This is a genomic window from Lentzea sp. NPDC004782 (genome assembly GCF_040609115.1).
Taxonomy (GTDB): Bacteria; Actinomycetota; Actinomycetes; order Mycobacteriales; family Pseudonocardiaceae; genus Lentzea.
In genome coordinates this window covers 1-15,679 of the sequence record NZ_JBEXJN010000068.1, presented here as the reverse complement: position 1 = coordinate 15,679, position 15,679 = coordinate 1, and the positions used below count along the sequence as shown (strand labels likewise).

The 15,679-nt window shown below is 69.9% G+C and carries 6 protein-coding genes; 2 read left to right on the top strand and 4 right to left on the bottom strand.

Annotated elements, in window-relative coordinates:
• Positions 1-5 precede the first annotated feature (5 nt).
• From ABZV40_RS39690 to ABZV40_RS39680, 3 genes are all read right to left on the bottom strand, one after another.
• On the bottom strand, positions 6-7,496 hold the full coding sequence (locus ABZV40_RS39690) for an amino acid adenylation domain-containing protein (RefSeq protein ID WP_355454200.1): 7,491 nt from the start codon (positions 7,494-7,496) through the stop codon (positions 6-8).
• 45 nt (positions 7,497-7,541) lie between these two features.
• Complete coding sequence (locus ABZV40_RS39685) at positions 7,542-8,816, bottom strand: serine hydrolase domain-containing protein (protein ID WP_355454198.1); 1,275 nt, start codon at positions 8,814-8,816, stop codon at positions 7,542-7,544.
• A gap of 440 nt (positions 8,817-9,256) precedes the next feature.
• On the bottom strand, positions 9,257-11,158 hold the full coding sequence (locus tag ABZV40_RS39680) for a DEAD/DEAH box helicase family protein (protein WP_355454197.1): 1,902 nt from the start codon (positions 11,156-11,158) through the stop codon (positions 9,257-9,259).
• 908 nt (positions 11,159-12,066) lie between these two features.
• Between ABZV40_RS39680 and ABZV40_RS39675 the strand changes: the two genes are divergently transcribed.
• Both ABZV40_RS39675 and ABZV40_RS39670 read left to right on the top strand, forming a co-directional pair.
• A complete protein-coding gene (locus tag ABZV40_RS39675) occupies positions 12,067-13,194 on the top strand; it encodes a polysaccharide deacetylase (protein ID WP_355454195.1) in 1,128 nt (375 codons plus the stop codon).
• A 150-nt stretch (positions 13,195-13,344) separates the two neighbouring features.
• Entirely contained in the window at positions 13,345-15,486 is a 2,142-nt protein-coding gene (locus ABZV40_RS39670; RefSeq protein ID WP_355454193.1) for an SNF2-related protein, read from the top strand.
• Here ABZV40_RS39670 and ABZV40_RS39665 read toward each other — a convergent pair.
• Positions 15,483-15,679, bottom strand: a 197-nt coding sequence (locus ABZV40_RS39665; protein ID WP_355454191.1) for a hypothetical protein, incomplete at its 5' end; no start/stop codon positions are given. The two genes, ABZV40_RS39670 and ABZV40_RS39665, sit on opposite strands and share 4 nt — an antisense overlap.

The window sequence follows — 15,679 nt, the reverse complement described above, 5'->3', positions numbered from 1 at the left end:
GGTCCTCAGAGTTCGTCGAGAGAAGCGGTGTGCTCGAGCTCGCTCAGGATCAGTTCCTCGACGAGGTCGGCGAGTGCGGCGACGGTGCGGGCGGACAGCACGTCGCGAGGGCTCAGCGCGACCCCGAACGCGTCTCGCAGCAGCGACGTGACGTGCATGCCGCGGATGGAGTCGCCACCGAGCGCGAAGAAGTCGTCCTCGGCGCCGACGCGGTCGATTCCGAGCGCCTGCGCCCAGATCGCTGCGACGGCTGCCTCGGCCGGGGTGCGCGGCTCGACGTGTCCGGCCGGTGTCCACTCCGGATCGGGCAGGGCGCGCCGGTCGAGCTTGCCGTTGGGGCTCAACGGGAACTCGTCCAGCGGCACGATCGCGGCCGGCACCATGTAGTCCGGCAGCGCGGCCGCCGCGGCCTTGCGCAACGCGTCCACGTCCGGCGTCTTCACGTAGGCGACGAGGCGGTCGTCACGCACGACGACGACGGCGTCGCCCAGCACGGCCTCGATCTCGCCGAGCTCCACCCGCAGTCCGCGGATCTTCACCTGGTGGTCGGTGCGCCCCAGGTACTCGACCGAGCCGTCCGCCCGCCAGCGGGCGAGGTCACCGGTGCGGTACATGCGGGTACCGGCCGGGCCGAACGGGTCGGCGACGAACCGGGAGGCCGTCAGCCCGGGCCGGTTGAGGTAACCGCGCGCGAGCTGGACGCCCGCCAGGTACAGCTCGCCGGGAACACCAGGTGGCACGGGTCGCAACTCGGGGTCGAGGACGCGCAACGACGTGTTCCACACCGGCCTGCCGATCGGCACGACCCCGGCGGCCGGTTCGGTGGCCCAGCTCGTCACGTCCACGGACGCCTCGGTCGGGCCGTAGAGGTTGTGCAGCGGCACGTCCAGCACGTCGTACCAGGCCCGCACGAGGTCGGCCGGCAACGCCTCACCGCTGCACAGCACGCGCCGCAGCCCGGTGCAGCCCGCGGCGGCCGGTTCGCGCAGGAACGCCCGCAGCATCGACGGCACGAAGTGCACGGTCGTGATCGACTCGCGCTGGATCAGATCAGCCAGGTAGTCCGGGTCGCGGTGACCTTCGGGTTTCGCCACGACCAGCGTGGCCCCGGCGACCAGCGGCCAGAAGAACTCCCAGACCGACACGTCGAAACTCGCCGGTGTCTTCTGCAACACGCGGTCGCCGGACGTGAGCCCGTACTGGTGCTGCGTCCACAGGAGACGGTTGACGATGCCCCGGTGCGGCACCACCACGGCTTTGGGCTTGCCGGTCGAACCGGAGGTGTAGATCACGTACGCCGGGTGGTCCGGCGTCAGCGCGATCTCGGGCGCCGTCGGCGGAAAGCCCGCCGCGCCGAGTGGTGAGTCGACCACGAACACCGGGGCGGCGTCACCGAGCATGAACGCGATCCGTTCGGCGGGCAGGTCGGCGTCGATCGGCAGGTACGCCGCACCCGTCTTGAGCACCGCGAGCAGCGTGACGACCAGGTCGATCGACCGGGGCAGCGTCACGGCGACCACGCGTTCCGGGCCGGCGCCCTCGGTGATCAGCCGGTGCGCCAGCCGGTTCGCGCGCCGCTCCAGCTCCGCACCCGTGATCGCCTCGCCCTCGAACCGGACCGCGTCGTCGGCACGGGGAGCCAGCAGGTCCAGCAGGGTGCAGTCGGGCACCTCGTGCGCGGTGTCGTTCCACGCCTCCAGCCGGTCGAGCTCGGCGGGAAGGAGCATCGGCAGCGCGCCGACCTCGCGATCGGCGTCCTCGGCGATGCCGGTCAGCAGCACGCGCAGGTGGTCGCCGAACCCGCGCGCCGTGGACTCGTCGAACGCCGCGGGGTCGTAGCCGAGCAGCACGGTCAGCTCGGTGTCCGGGTAGACCGTGGCGCTCAACGGGAAGTTCGTCGTCTCCACCGCCCGCAGGTCGCGCAGGGGCAGCCCGTTCGCCGGGTAGTTCTCGAACACCAGCACGCTGTCGAACAGGTTCACCCCGCCTTCGACCCCGCTCCAGGCGTGCAGGTCGGTCAGCGGTACGTGCTCGAACCGCCGTGCCTCGACCTGCGCCTCCTGCACGCCGCGCAGCCACGCCGCGACGGGTTCGTGGTCGAGCACCGCCACGCGAACCGGCAGGGTGTTGATGAAGATCCCGGTGATGTCGTCCACGCCGGGAAGATCGGCGGGCCGGCCGGACACCGTGGCGCCGAAGCACACGTCGTCCCGGCCGCTGCAGCGAGCGAGCAGCACCGCCCACGCGCCCTGCACGACCGTGCCCGGTGTCAGCCGCTGCTCGCGTGCGAACGCGTACAGCGCGGCGGATTCCGTTGCGGACAACGAGATCCGCAGGTTCGCGGTGGTGCTGGATTCGTGCTGCCCGGACGGCGTGCGGTCGAACGGCAGCGGCGTCGGCTCGGTGAAGCCGCCGAGCACCGCGCGCCAGTGGCGTTCGGCGGCCTCGTCGTCCTGGCGGTGCAGCCATTCGACGTAGTCGCGGAACGGCGGCCGTTCGGCGGGTTCGCCCAGCACGTCGGTGAGCACCTGGAAGACGCTCCAGCCGTCGAGCAGCACGTGGTGGAACGTCCACACCACCTGCACCTCGCCCTCGGGCAGGCGGGCGAGCGTCAGCCGCATCAACGGCGCGGTCCCCAGCTCCACGCCCTCCGCGCGGTCCTCGTCCAGCAGCGCCCTGAGCAGTTCCTCGCGGTCACCGGTCGTCCAGTCGAGGTGGCGGATCGGCAGAGAGGCGTGCGCGTGCACGACCTGCAGCGGTTTCGGCACGCCCTCCCACACCACGCTGCTGCGCAGGACCGGGGTGCGGTCCACGACCCGTTGCCACGCCGCCGCGAGCTCGGCCGGGTCCGCGGTGACGACGAAGCTGGTCTGCTGCAGGTAGACGCCGTCGAGCGAGTGGAACACCATGCCGGCCTGCATCGGCGTCAACGGGTAGACGTCCTCGACGTGCGGCAGCGCGATCCGGTCGCAGGCGGCCTGGTCCAGCCGCGCCAGCGGGAAGTCCGACGGCGTGCGGCCACCGGCGTCCGGCCGCGCGCAGTGGCGCGCGATGTCCCGCAACGCCACCAGCATCTCGCCCGCGAGCCGCGTGACCGTCGCCTCGTCGTGCAGTTCGGTGCTGTAGAACCAGGTCACCTCCAGCCGGTCACCCTCGACGCGGCTGACCACGTCGAGGGCGTGCGGCCGCGGTGAGCCGGGATCGGCGTCGAGGTCCATGCCGCTCTGGCCGTCGTCGAACCGGCCGAGGTGGTTGAACCCGACCTCCGGTGTCACGTCCGGAAGGCCCGCGCCGGTGAGGTGGCGCAGTGCGCCGTACCCGATGCCGCGCCGGGGGATCGCCCGCAGCTGCTCCTTGACCGCCTTGAGCGTCTCGCCCCAGCCCGCCTCCGGCAGGTCGAGGACGACCGGGAACATCGAGGTGAACCAGCCGACCGTGCGGGAGAGGTCCACACCGTCGAACAGCTCCTCGCGGCCGTGGCCCTCCAGCGCGACCAGGACCCTCGGGGAGCCGGTCCAGCCGCTCAGCACGCAGCCGAGCGCGGCCAGCAGGACGTCGTTGACCTGTGTGCGGTACACGGGCGGCACGTCGCGCAGGACCTGCCGGGTGTCCTCTTCGGACAGCCGGACGGTGACGCCGTGCTGGGTGGCCGTGGTGCCGGTGCGCGGGTTGCCCCCGGTGATCCGCTCCCAGTGCGCGCGTTCGTCGTCGAAGCCGCCCGCTCCCGCGTGCTCGACGAGCCGGTGCGCCCATTCGCGCAGTGACGTCGTCTTGGGTGGCAGCTGTTCACCGCGGTAGGCGGCACGCAGGTCCTCGGCGATGATCCGCCACGAGATGCCGTCCACGACGAGGTGGTGCGCGGACAACCGGACCTGGCGCGGCGCCACGATCTCCGCCCGCAGCTGCGAGTGCCCGGACGGCTCGATGCGCTGGCGCCACTCGCCTTCCTCGAACGCGTACCGCGCCCGCAGCGCGTCGTGGTGCTCCACCACGGTGCCGACGGCTTTGCCGAGTCGTTCCTGGTCGACGTCCTCGGCGAAGTCGAGCAGCACGGACTGGTGGAACCGGCCCGGCCGCTCGTGGTGCTCGAAGAACCAGCGCTGGATCGGGGTGAGCGGCACGTCCCCGGTGACCTGGCCCTGCTCGGCGGTGGTGCCGTCGGCGGAACGCACGTGCGGGGCGAGCTCGGCGATCGTCTGGTGCTGGAAGACGTCACGCGCGCTCAGGTGCAGACCGGCCGCCCGCGCCTTGGTGACGACGCTGATCGCGAGGATCGAGTCACCGCCCAGCTCCAGGAACCCGTCCCGCACCCCGACCCGGCCGACGCCGAGGACCTCGGCGAACACCGAGGCGAGCACGGCCTCGACCGGCGTGCGGGGCGCGACGAACCGGGCGCGCTCGACCCGTGGCGCGGGCGGCTCGGGCAGGTTCGCGCGATCGATCTCGTCGAGCACCACCCACGCCGACGGGATGAGGTAGTCGGGCAGCACCTGGCTCAGGAAACCCTTGAGCTCCGCGGGGTTCGCCCGCGTCACGTAGCCGACGAGCCGGCCGTCGCCCGCCACCACGTGCGCGTCGTCGACGACCCGGCGCAGAACCCCCTCCACCACCGCCGGGTCGACCCGGAACCCGTGCACGCGTGCCACGTCCTCCGCTTCCCCGGCGAACTCGACCAGGTCGCGGTCCGGGTCCGCGGTGACGGCCTCGCACAGCGCGACGAGGTCGTCGGCCATGCGCTCGATCGTGCTCGCGTCGAACAGATCGGTGTTGTACTCCAGCGTCAGCGTGAGGTCGTCTCCCCGCGGCCAGAACTCGGTGACCAGGTCGAACCGCGCGGCCGGCCGCGGCAGTCCGACCTCCTCGGCGCTCAGCTCGCCGAAGCCGGTGCGGGTGAGCAACGGCTGTTGCAGCGCGACGACGGCCTGCACCAGTGGCGTCCGGCTCGGGTCGCGGCCGGGCCGCAGTTCCTCCACGAGCTGGTCGAACGGCACGTCGTCGTGCGCGAACGCCTCCAGCACGGTGTCGCGCACCTGGTCGAGGTAGGCGCTGAACGACTGCTCCGGGTCGAGCCACGTCCGCAGCACCAGCGTGTTGACGAAGAAGCCCGCGACGCCGTCCAGCTCGGCCCGGTCGCGTCCGGAGTTCACCGTGCCGACCGCGATGTCGCGCTGGCCGCTGTACCGCGCCATGATCACCTTCACCAGCGCGGTGAGCGTCATGAACAGCGTGGCGTCGTGCGCCCGGCCCACCGTGGCGAGCCGGCGCACCAGATCGGCGCCGAGCGGGCGCCGCAGCACCGCGCCCGCCGTCGAGCGCAGCGGTGGCCGCACCCGGTCGGTGCGCAGGTCGAGGGGTTCGAGCCCGTCGAGCTTGTGCCGCCAGTAGTCCACGCTCGGCACGGGCTGGTCCTGTTGCCACAGCGCGAAGTCCGGGTACTGCAGGCGTGGTGGCGGTAGCTGCTCGCCGGCGTAGAACCTGGCCAGCTCGTCGAGCAGCACCGTGACCGACCGGCCGTCGGTGATGATGTGGTGCTGGCACAGCACGAGGACCTGGTCGCGCGTGAGCAGCGCGCGCGTCAGCGGCCCGGTGCGCAGGTCGAAGGGTTCGGCCAGCTCGGCGGCGAGGTCGTCGACGAGCTCCAGCGGCACCGTGCCGTGCGGGCTGATCACCTGGACGTCGCCGTGGACGGTGGTGCGCAGTGCGTCGTGCCGGGCGACCAGCGCGTCCAGCGACTGCTGGAGGCGGGCGAGGTCGAGCGAACCGGTGAGCCGCACGCCGACGGCGGTGTTGCTGTCCGGCCCCTCCGCGCCCTGGAGCCGCTTCTGCGTGCGGGACAACGGCACGCTCTGTCCTTTGTGGACGCGCGGGATCTCGGCCGGCGTGGTGTCCGGCAGCACTTCGGCGAGTGCCGTCACCGTGCGGTGCTCGAAGAGAGCGCGCAGCGGCAGCCCGCCGCCCAGCAGTGCCAGCGCCCGCGTGGCGAGCACCGAGTCGCCGCCGAGGTGGAAGAAGTCGTCCCCGGCGCCGACCGCGTCGAGCCCCAGCACCTCCGCCCAGACCTTCGCGACCCGTTCTTCGGCAGGCGTGCGCGGGGCCGTGAACCCCGGCGTCGCGGTGTGGGCCGAGGGTGCCGGCAGCGCCGATCGGTCGAGCTTGCCGTTGGGGCTCAACGGGAACGCGTCCAGCACCACGAACACCGACGGCACCATGTGCGCGGGCAGCCTGGCCGCCACCAGCGCCCGCAGCTCGGCCTGGTCGGCCTCCCCGGTGACGTACCCGACGAGCCGCTTGAGTCCCTGCTCGGCACGGGCGACCACGACGGCCTCGCGCACCGCCGGGTGCTCGCGCAGCACGGCCTCGATCTCGCCGGGCTCGATGCGGAACCCGCGGATCTTGACCTGGTGGTCGGCGCGTCCGACGAACTCGAGCACTCCGTCGCGCCACCGCACCACGTCACCGGTGCGGTACATCCGCCCCGGCCCGAACGGGTTGGCCAGGAACCGCTGCGCGGTGAGACCTGGCCGGTCGAGGTAGCCGCGGGCGAGGCCGGCACCTGACACGTAGAGCTCGCCCTCGGTCGCGGGTCGCAGGTCGTCGTCCAGCACGTGGGCAACCGTGCCGGGGATGGGTGTGCCGATCGGCGGGCTGCCGCCGGGGCTCAGCGGTTCGCTCCACGTCGACACCACCGTGGACTCCGTCGGGCCGTAGGCGTTGATCATCCGCCGGCCCGGCGACCAGCGCTCGACCAGCTCGGGCGTGCAGGCGTCACCGCCGACGACCAGGGTGCGGAAGTCCGGCAGCGGCACGTCCGGCACCGTCGCCATGGCCACGGGAGGGATCAGCGCGTGGGTGATCTTGTTGTGCCGCAGGACCTCGGCGAGCTGCTCGCCCAGCAGCGGCCCTTCCGGCGGTACGACCAGGGCGGCACCCGACGGCAGCGCCATGCACAGCTCCAGCACCGAGGCGTCGAAGCTGGGGGAGGAGAACTGCAGCACCCGGTCACCCGGCCGGACCTGGAAGTGCTCGATCTCGGCCTGTGCGAAGTTCGCGAGGCCGGTGTGCGTGACGACCACGCCCTTGGGCCGTCCGGTCGAACCCGACGTGTAGATGACGTACGCCGGATGAGCCGGGTCGAGCTCCACCTCGGGATCGGTGTCCGGCAGTCCCGCCGTGTCCACTTCGGACTGAAGGGTGAGCAGCGGCGCGGCGTCGCGCAGCATGAAGTCGATCCGCTCCACGGGGTAGGCGGGGTCGACGGGCAGATAGGCCGCTCCGGCCTTGAGCACGGCCAGCTGCGCCACGACGATGCCTGTCGACCTCGGCATGCGCAGCGCCACGATCCGCTCGGGACCGGCTCCCCGCTCGCGCAACCAGTGCGCCAGCCGGTTCGCGCGGGCGTTCAGCTCGGCGTAGGTGAGCGTGCCCGATGGTGCGATGACGGCGCGTGCGTGCGGGGATGACGCGACTCTGGCGCGGAACAGTGCCGTGAGGAACATTTCGGCGGAGGACCTTTCCGGGGGATCAGTCGGAAAAGAGGGAGATCAGGCGGCGCGGCGGGCGAGCCTGCCGCCGACCTGGAGCCAGCCGATGCCGCGGCCGGGGGAACCGCGCAGGAAACGGCCGGTTTGCGTGGTGTCACCGGTGCCGACGTCCCGCATTCGGAACAGCAGACCGTCGTAGAGCGTCAACTCGGCGAACGGCTCGCCGTCCACGGCGAGTCGTAGTGGCGTGTTTTCACCTGGCATGACGGAATACTCCGTATCGCCGTTGTAGAAACGCCCCATGCAGTCCGGCGGTGTGCTGGTCAGGCGTTCTCCCAGCTCGCGGCAACCGTCGTAGTCGCCGACACCCAGCTCACGCGCCAATTCGCGCCACATGGCGAATCCGGTGCTGCCATTCGTGGTGAGGGCGACTACGGTGCCGCTTTCCGAATGCACGCGCAGGTGGCAGGACGTCCCGTCGCCGGTGCCGTCGTGCCCGAACCACCCGCCCTCGAACAACGCCACGCCGAGACCCCAGGCGTCGGCCATCCCGAACGGCTCCGCTCCCTCGGCCGGTGTCCGCATCTCGCGCAGCTCGGCGTCCGCCACGAGCCGCGGCCCGTCGCCGGCGAGCATCCTCCCGAGCCGCACCAGATCGATCGCGCTCGCCGCGATGGCGCCGGCCGGCGCGTCCACGAGCGTGAGCGACTGGTGCACCGGCACGACCCGGTGCCGGTCGGGGTTGACCGCGTGCCCCGGCACCGCGTCCTGCGGGCCGTCCGGCGCCACCACGAAGTGCGCGGCCACGCCGAGTGGCCGCAGCAGCACCGACGACATGGCCTCCCACCAGCTCATACCCGTGACGACCTCGATCAGGTGCCCGGTCGCGCTGTAGCCGATGTTCGAGTAGGAGAAACCGTCACCGGGCTCGTGCAGCGGGTCGGCGCGGCGGAAGCACTCGGCCACGTGCTTGCTCAGCGTGGACGCCGTGACCTCGTCGGAATCGGACGGCAGGCCGCCGGTGTGGCTCAGCAGATGCCGCGCGGTGAGGCGGTCGCTCAGGCTCGCCGCGGCTGGCACGTACTCGGTGAGCGGCTCGTCCAGATCGAGATCCCCGTCCGACACGAGGATCATCGCCAGTGCCGCGGTGAAGGTCTTGCTGACCGACCCCACGGGCACGCGCGCAGCGCGTGTCATCGGTGGCCCGTCGGTGTGCTGGACGCCGAACTCGACTGCGCGGGTAATTCCACCGCGGTGCACGGCGAGTTGTGCTCCCGGAATGAAATGGCGTCTGGAGAGTCTTTCCAGCAGCGGTTCTATCTGGACGTCGTGCATGTCTCCTCGCAGTCCAAAGTCGACCCCCAGAACGTTTTAGTTCCACCTTTTGTGTCAAGGTGCCGGAGTCGGGTCTGCTAGCCCGTTCGGTGGCTCGTACGCTTCCAAATCGGCCTGACGATGCGGGACCGCCAAACGGAGCACGCGCATGGAATGCGCCCGATGGGACGCTTTCTTGATTGCGGCTGTGACGCTCTGTCAACGATCCGTGCGGGGAGACCACTCGAATGGGCGGGTTTGGACTGAAACGTCTCGAAAATGCGCTAAATGTGAGGTCCTTTTTTGGAAAATGTTTCGAATGCGCATCGTAACGAGCGGTGACAGTGCGTGTGAATGTCGATATTTGCCGGGCCGGCCAAGCCGCTTCTCATGTGCGCAACACCTTCCGGTCGACGAAGCCCGCACCGGTTGGTGGCACAGCGCAGATCGACGGGACCGTCTCAGCGGAGGCGTCGTCCGTCCCGATGCGGACGCGCGATCAGGCCGTCGGGGATCCTGTGGAGCCGGCCGGTCCGTTGCTGTTGTGGTGTTGCCGGCCGGAAGGCCCGGTAGCGCTGTTTGGTCACGCACACGATGACGGCGTGCATGAACCTTTCGCGGTCAGGCACCTGGACCGCCCAGCGCTCATCGGTGCGCGTGTTCCACAGCACTCCCGTCTGGTGCCCGCTCATCACGAGGTAGAGCGCTAGCTGGAGGAACATGGCGTGGTCGAGTTCGGAGACGAACTTGAGCTCGAAGACCTGGCCGTCGTGCACGGCGTCCGCGACACCCATGAACGTGATCGGTGTCGCCGCCGACGATGCGACGGCCATTCCGGACAAGTCCATCGGTACCTGTGCCGCGCAGTCGCGGGGAAGCTGTGTGGCCAGCCGCCTCGTCAGCGCGTCACGAACTTCACCACTCACACTCCGCGTGACTTGTTCCGCGTAGCGCATCTGGTCCGTGTCGACAGCGGTCAGCACCAGCGAGTTGTGCCAGGGGTCGTCGTTCAGCTGGGCGCGCAGTTGCCTCGCGATCGGTTTGGGGTTCAGCAGCACCTCGAGTGCGGGGTTGTACCTGTCGAAGAACACCGCCTCCTGGTAGTGCCCCACCACGGGAGAGAGGTCGATCAGCCCGTCGACGCGGTCGATGTCGATCTCCTCGGCCGCACCGTCGTCGAGGCGTCGCCGGTCCAGCAGGTCGACACACGCCTGGAGGTTCTCCGCATAGGTGAAGTCGAAGCAGTCCGACGCCAGCAACGGTTTCTCGTACGCCGGCAGTTCGTCATCCGGCAGCTCGGTGAACCGCTTCACCGGGATGAAGCCGATGCTCTTGGGGTGCCGATGCGGCTGTTCTGATCGCACGAAGACGACTTCGTTCTTGCCCCGGGACGCTGCGACCAGGAAGACGTTGCGCAGGACGGTCGTGTCGACGCCGGGGAATCTGCAGCGCATGTCCCAGGTCGTCTCGTCGTAGTCGAACACCACGCTCGCCGACCGTTCCAGGCCTTTGCTGGAGTCGAACGTCGTGAACACCGCGGTGTCGTCGTTGTAGGTCACCGAGGTGTCGCCGTCCCGGATGGAGGCGTAGACCGTCTTCTTGTTGAAGACCTCACCGTGTCTGCGTTCGAGGTGGTTCAACGCCGCGGCCATCTGCCCGTTGCGTCGACCCAGGCACAACAGGTCGCCTGGAGTTTTCGCCGCCATGAACTCGAGCGCCTCGTTGTAGGAGACGTACCGGATCGTCTGGGCTTGGTTGACACCGACGACCGGTTTGTTCCACGCCTCACTGAGCAGTGCTCCGAGTTCCTGGCCGACTCGGAAGGACTGCGTGAACGGCATCAGTTCGGCCTGCCGGGTGATCTCCCGGGTGAACCGCTGGACGTCCAATGTCGTGTTCGACTGCACTTTCTGGGCAAGGTCGCCGACCAGCACGGTCTGCATCGACGGGTTCAGCGACTTGATGTTGCGCAAAAGCTGCGCGTATTCCTCGTTGATGTCCTGGTACTCGTCGACCACGAGCAGGTCGAACCTGGGGAAACGTGCCGAGAGTTCGGTGAACGCCGTGTTGAACCGCCGGATCGACTCGCCGATGCCGCAACTGATGCGCGCCTCGAGCAGCGAGGGATACACGATGCCGTGGTAGTTCTGCACTTTTGCGTTCTTCACCCGGCGCTGCGCATCCGCTTTCAACAGTTTGCTGTAGGTCAGGTACAGCACTCTCCGGTTCCGGCCTGCCTCGGTGCACAACGCCTGAATCGCCGTGGTCTTGCCCGATCCCACTGTCGCGTCGACGATGACATCCCGCCCGGCCTGCACCGCGTCGATCATCCGCTGCTGTTCGCCGCTCAGTCGCACGGGCATCGCCGCAGTTCTGCGGCCGTCTTTCCCGCGGCGACTCGACGTACGGCTCGGGCTCCCCGTGGGCACGTCGAAAGTCGGATTGGCCGCCAGATGTCCCCGCAACACCGCTTCGGCGTCGGCCCGCAAAGCAGGTCGAAGTTCCGGGGGTAAAAGCACCAGACAACGCGCCTGCAGGGCGCCAGTCGTGCGCTGCAACACAGGTGCCAGTGCATTCAGTGTCATACCGCGCCGGATGCCGTCCAACAGAACCTCTGTGTCCTGCGCCGACCAGGCCGCACCCGCACGGCTGGGTGTGGACGCGGCACCGTCGTTGCGGCTGTCGGCAGTCACATGATCACGTTATCAACAACCGGCGGCGAAAACGCCGGTTTCGCGAACAGGCGGCACAGAGCGCTGTGCACGACAGGTGCAATGCGGCCCAGTATTGGGCGCGTGACCAGCAGGAATACTTATGGCGCTCACCTGGCCAGTGCTATTCCACGTCGGCAGTGGTCAACCGGACGATGAACTCGCCAAGAGTTCGGCCACCGCGTCCGGTGTGAAGCTCATCAGAGGTTCGCGTGCCGCCTCTGCAATCCGCACCTCGTCTGGACAGCCGCGAGCCCGATCACCTGGCGTGTTTGGTGGGACTGACCCGAAAACAGCCGTCATGTCACTGGGTCCAGGTGATCCCAGGCCCGGCCACCATCTCCGCTCCGGTGACCTCCGCCCCCGGTCGCCGCGGTCTCGATCGCGTACACCGTCGAGCGTCCCACCCGCCCCGGGGTGACCGCGGTCCTCGACACGGCGCGGGTCGTCACCGGCCGGCTGCGCACGGCTCTGGCCACGGTGCCGAATGACGAATTGGTGATCTGATGCAACCTGATCGGGTGATCGCGAGTCTCGTCAGTGTGAAGTGGTGGGGATGGTTGACCACGGGGGTGGCGCTCGCGCTGGCCCTCGTGCTCCTGCTGGTCCTGGATCCCGACGCCGAGCGGGAGGTGGCCGACTCGGCAGCGACCTCGTCCGCGCAACCCAGCCCCTCCTCCCCGCCGAGCGGCCCGGCTTCGACGGTGCCCGCGCCGCCGAAGCCGCCGGCCTGGATGCGCAAGCTCGCCGTGGGTGAGAAGCCTCCGCAGTTCGTGCTCTTCTCGTTCGACGGCGCGTCGTCGAAGAAGCATTGGGGCCGCGTGCTTCCGCTGGCGCAGAAGAACAACGCGCACGTCACCGGCCTGCTTTCCGGCGTGTACCTCGTCCCGGACGAGGACAGGGAGATCTACACCGGGCCAGGGCACCCGCGGGGACGCTCGTCGATCGGGTTCGGTGGCAGCAGGCAGGAGGTCGTGGACCGCATCGAGGACCTGAACAAGGCGATCGCAGCCGGGCACGAGATCGGCACGCACTACAACGGCCACTTCTGCCGGGGCGACGAACCCAGCGTCGGCCGCTGGAACACCGAGCAGTGGAACGCCGAGCTCGACGCGTTCAAGGCGATCCTCGACAAGGCGCGGGCGGCCGGGCTGAAGCTGCCGCAGGAGGCGATCCGCGGCGGCCGCACGCCGTGTCTCGAAGGCGACTGGCAAAAGGCGTTTCCCGCGATGGCCGCGCACGGTCTCGTCTACGACACCAGTCACGTGAGCCTCGGTGTGCGATGGCCGTCCCTCCAAAACGGACTGTGGGAGTTCCCGATGCCCGAGGTGCGCGTGCCCGCGCTGGGCAGGCGGGTGGTGATGATGGACTACAACTTCTGGTACGTGCTCAACGGCGCCAGAGAGGAACCCGCGCGGGCAGCCGAGTTCACCCGGATCGTCGTCGACACGTACCGGTCGGTGTACCAGGCGGCGTTGACCGGCAACCGCGCGCCGCTGGTCATCGGCAACCACTTCAACGACTGGGCCGGGTCGGCGTTCTCGAACGCGATGGAGCAGTACCTCGGTGAGGTGTGCGGACAGGCCGAGACCGTGTGCGCGACGTACGCCGAGGTCATCCAGTGGATGACGCTGCAGGACCCGGCGATCCTCCAGCAACTCCAGCAACTGCCCGCTGCCCTGAACTGACGGTGCGCGGTTCGGGCGCTCCGCACTGCCGCGGCGACGCACCGGCTCCCTGCGAGTCGGTGTCGCTGCGGCGCCACCGACTGCGACACGTGTTCCGGCCACGACAGATCTGGGTTCGGTACGCTCCGACCGCCTGACGGAAGGACACGGGTGGACGACTCGTCGAAGGTCGGTAGGCGGGCTCGCGCGGTGCTGGCCGCCGCGAAGGCGTTCCGTGCCGAGGCGGCAGAGGTGCGCGCGGAACCGGATCGGCTGCTTGCGCTCGCCTCCGCGAAGTATCAGGCGGTCCGGGACTCGCTGGTGGCTGACCAGCTCCGTGCCATGCCGGTGGACGCGCTTCGGGACAGGAAGGCGAACCTGCGGCTGAGCAAGGTGAAGGCCGCCGGGTACCGGACCGTTGCCGATGTCGCCGGGGCGCGCCCGGAACACCTCGACGGCGTGCCCGGAGTCGGCAGGCGGTCCGCCGAGCAGATCGTGCGGGTCGCCCGCGCCGTCGCCGACGGCGTCGCGCGCGAGACGGCGGTCCGCCTGAACCCCGACCGTGCTGACCGCGCCCGGACCGAGCTGCTGCAGCTGATGTCCAAGCTGCGCAGGGCGAACCAGCTCGTCGGTCCGCTGCGCGAGCCGCTCGGAGACGTGCTGGGCAGGGTCGACGCCGACCTGCGCGCCGCGTCCCGTGCCGGGAGCCGGGTGCGGATGTTCTTCTCGTCGCGCAAGAGCGGACAGGCCGCCATCGATGCGCTCGGCCGGCTCGAGACCCTGCTGGCCAGCCGCGACGTGGCGGCGTTGCGTGCGGTGCGCACGCAGCTGCGCGTGCCGGACCTGGACCACCGCGCGCTGTGGCGCGACTACGAACTCGACGCGGCCGCCTACAACACGCTCCTCGCCGACCTCGCCGGTGCGGACGCGATGCCGGATCGCAGCGCCGCCAAGGGCTTCGTCCCGGCCGACATCGAGCACGAAGTCGACGCGACCACCCTGGACACCAGCCTGCTGAAGGTGGCGCTGCGCGGCTACCAGGCGTTCGGAGCCAAGTTCGCGCTGGCCCGCAAGCGCGTGATCATCGGCGACGAGATGGGACTGGGCAAGACGATCGAGGCCATCGCGGTGATGGCCAGCCTCGCCGCCGGTGGGCGGCGTGGGTTCCTGGTGGTCTGCCCGGCGAGCGTCGTCGTCAACTGGGTCAACGAGATCGCCAGGCACAGCGACCTCGTGCCGCACCGGATGCACGGCGCGGGCCGCGACGGCGCGGTCGGCACGTGGCTGGCGCAGGGCGGTGTCGGCGTGACGACGTTCGGCACGTTGCCGAAACTGGTGCTGCCGAAGAGGTTCCGCCCGGCGCTGGTCGTGGTCGACGAGGCGCACTACGTGAAGAACCCGGACACGCAGCGCTCACAGGCGGTCAACACCGTCGTGCAGCGCGCTGAGCGGGCAGTGCTGCTCACCGGCACGCCGATGGAGAACCGCGTCGAAGAGTTCCGCAACCTGGTCGGCTATCTCCAGCCGGACGTCGCGGCCCGCACGGGCACCGTCGACGCCGTGGTGGGAGCGAAGGCCTTCCGCCGCGTTGTCGCACCGGTGTACCTGCGGCGCAACCAGGAAGACGTGCTGGGGGAGTTGCCGGAGCTGCTGGAGATGGAGGACTGGGTCGAGTTCGGCAGGCAGGACCGCCGTGCGTATCTCGACGCGGTGCGCGCGGGGAACCTGATGGCGATGCGCCGCGCCGCCTACGCACCGGGCACGCCCCGCGGCTCGGCGAAGCTGGAGCGGCTGCTGGAGATCATCGAGGAGTCGAGGGACAACGGCTGGAAGGTCGTGGTGTTCTCGTACTTCCACGACGTGCTGGACGCGGTCGCGAACCACGTCGAAGTCTTCGGTCCCCTGACCGGCGCGACGCCGGCGCGGGGCCGGCAACAACTGGTGGACGCGTTCACCGCGGGCGAGGAGCACGCGGTGCTGCTGGCTCAGATCGAGGCGGGCGGCGTGGGCCTCAACATCCAGGCCGCGTCCGTGGTGATCATCGCCGAGCCGCAGTGGAAGCCGAGCACGGAGGACCAGGCGATCGCCCGCTGTCACCGGATGGGCCAGGTCCGCAAGGTCCACGTGCACCGGTTGCTGGTGAAGGACAGCGTGGACGCCCGAGTGCGGGAGATCCGCGACCACAAGACCCTGCTGTTCGACCACTACGCGCGCGAAAGCGAGGCGAAGCACTCGCACGCGAGCGCACTGGACTCGGCGATGTCGGTGGAGCAGCAGGTGGTGCGGGCCGAACAGCAGCGCCTCGGTCTTTAGGATCTGAACGCAGCGTGCGCGCGCCGCTGGTCGTGCTCGGCGGCCGAGGTGCAGGCGCGCAGTGCGGTGGCACTGACGACGAGGTCGTCGAACCGTTCCGTGAGGTGGATGAAGGGCGCCTTCCTCCACCTGGTGTGGATGAAGGCGCCCTTCAACCACGTAAAAGCCCGGCAGGCGGGCGGCGGGCCAAGCC

Bases quoted from the DNA above. Each gene is read 5' to 3' on its own strand.
- ABZV40_RS39685 (WP_355454198.1), bottom strand. From the start codon at position 8,816: ATGCACGACGTCCAGATAGAACCGCTGCTGGAAAGACTCTCCAGACGC.
- ABZV40_RS39690 (WP_355454200.1), bottom strand. From the start codon at position 7,496: ATGTTCCTCACGGCACTGTTCCGCGCCAGAGTCGCGTCATCCCCGCAC.
- ABZV40_RS39680 (WP_355454197.1), bottom strand. From the start codon at position 11,158: ATGCCCGTGCGACTGAGCGGCGAACAGCAGCGGATGATCGACGCGGTG.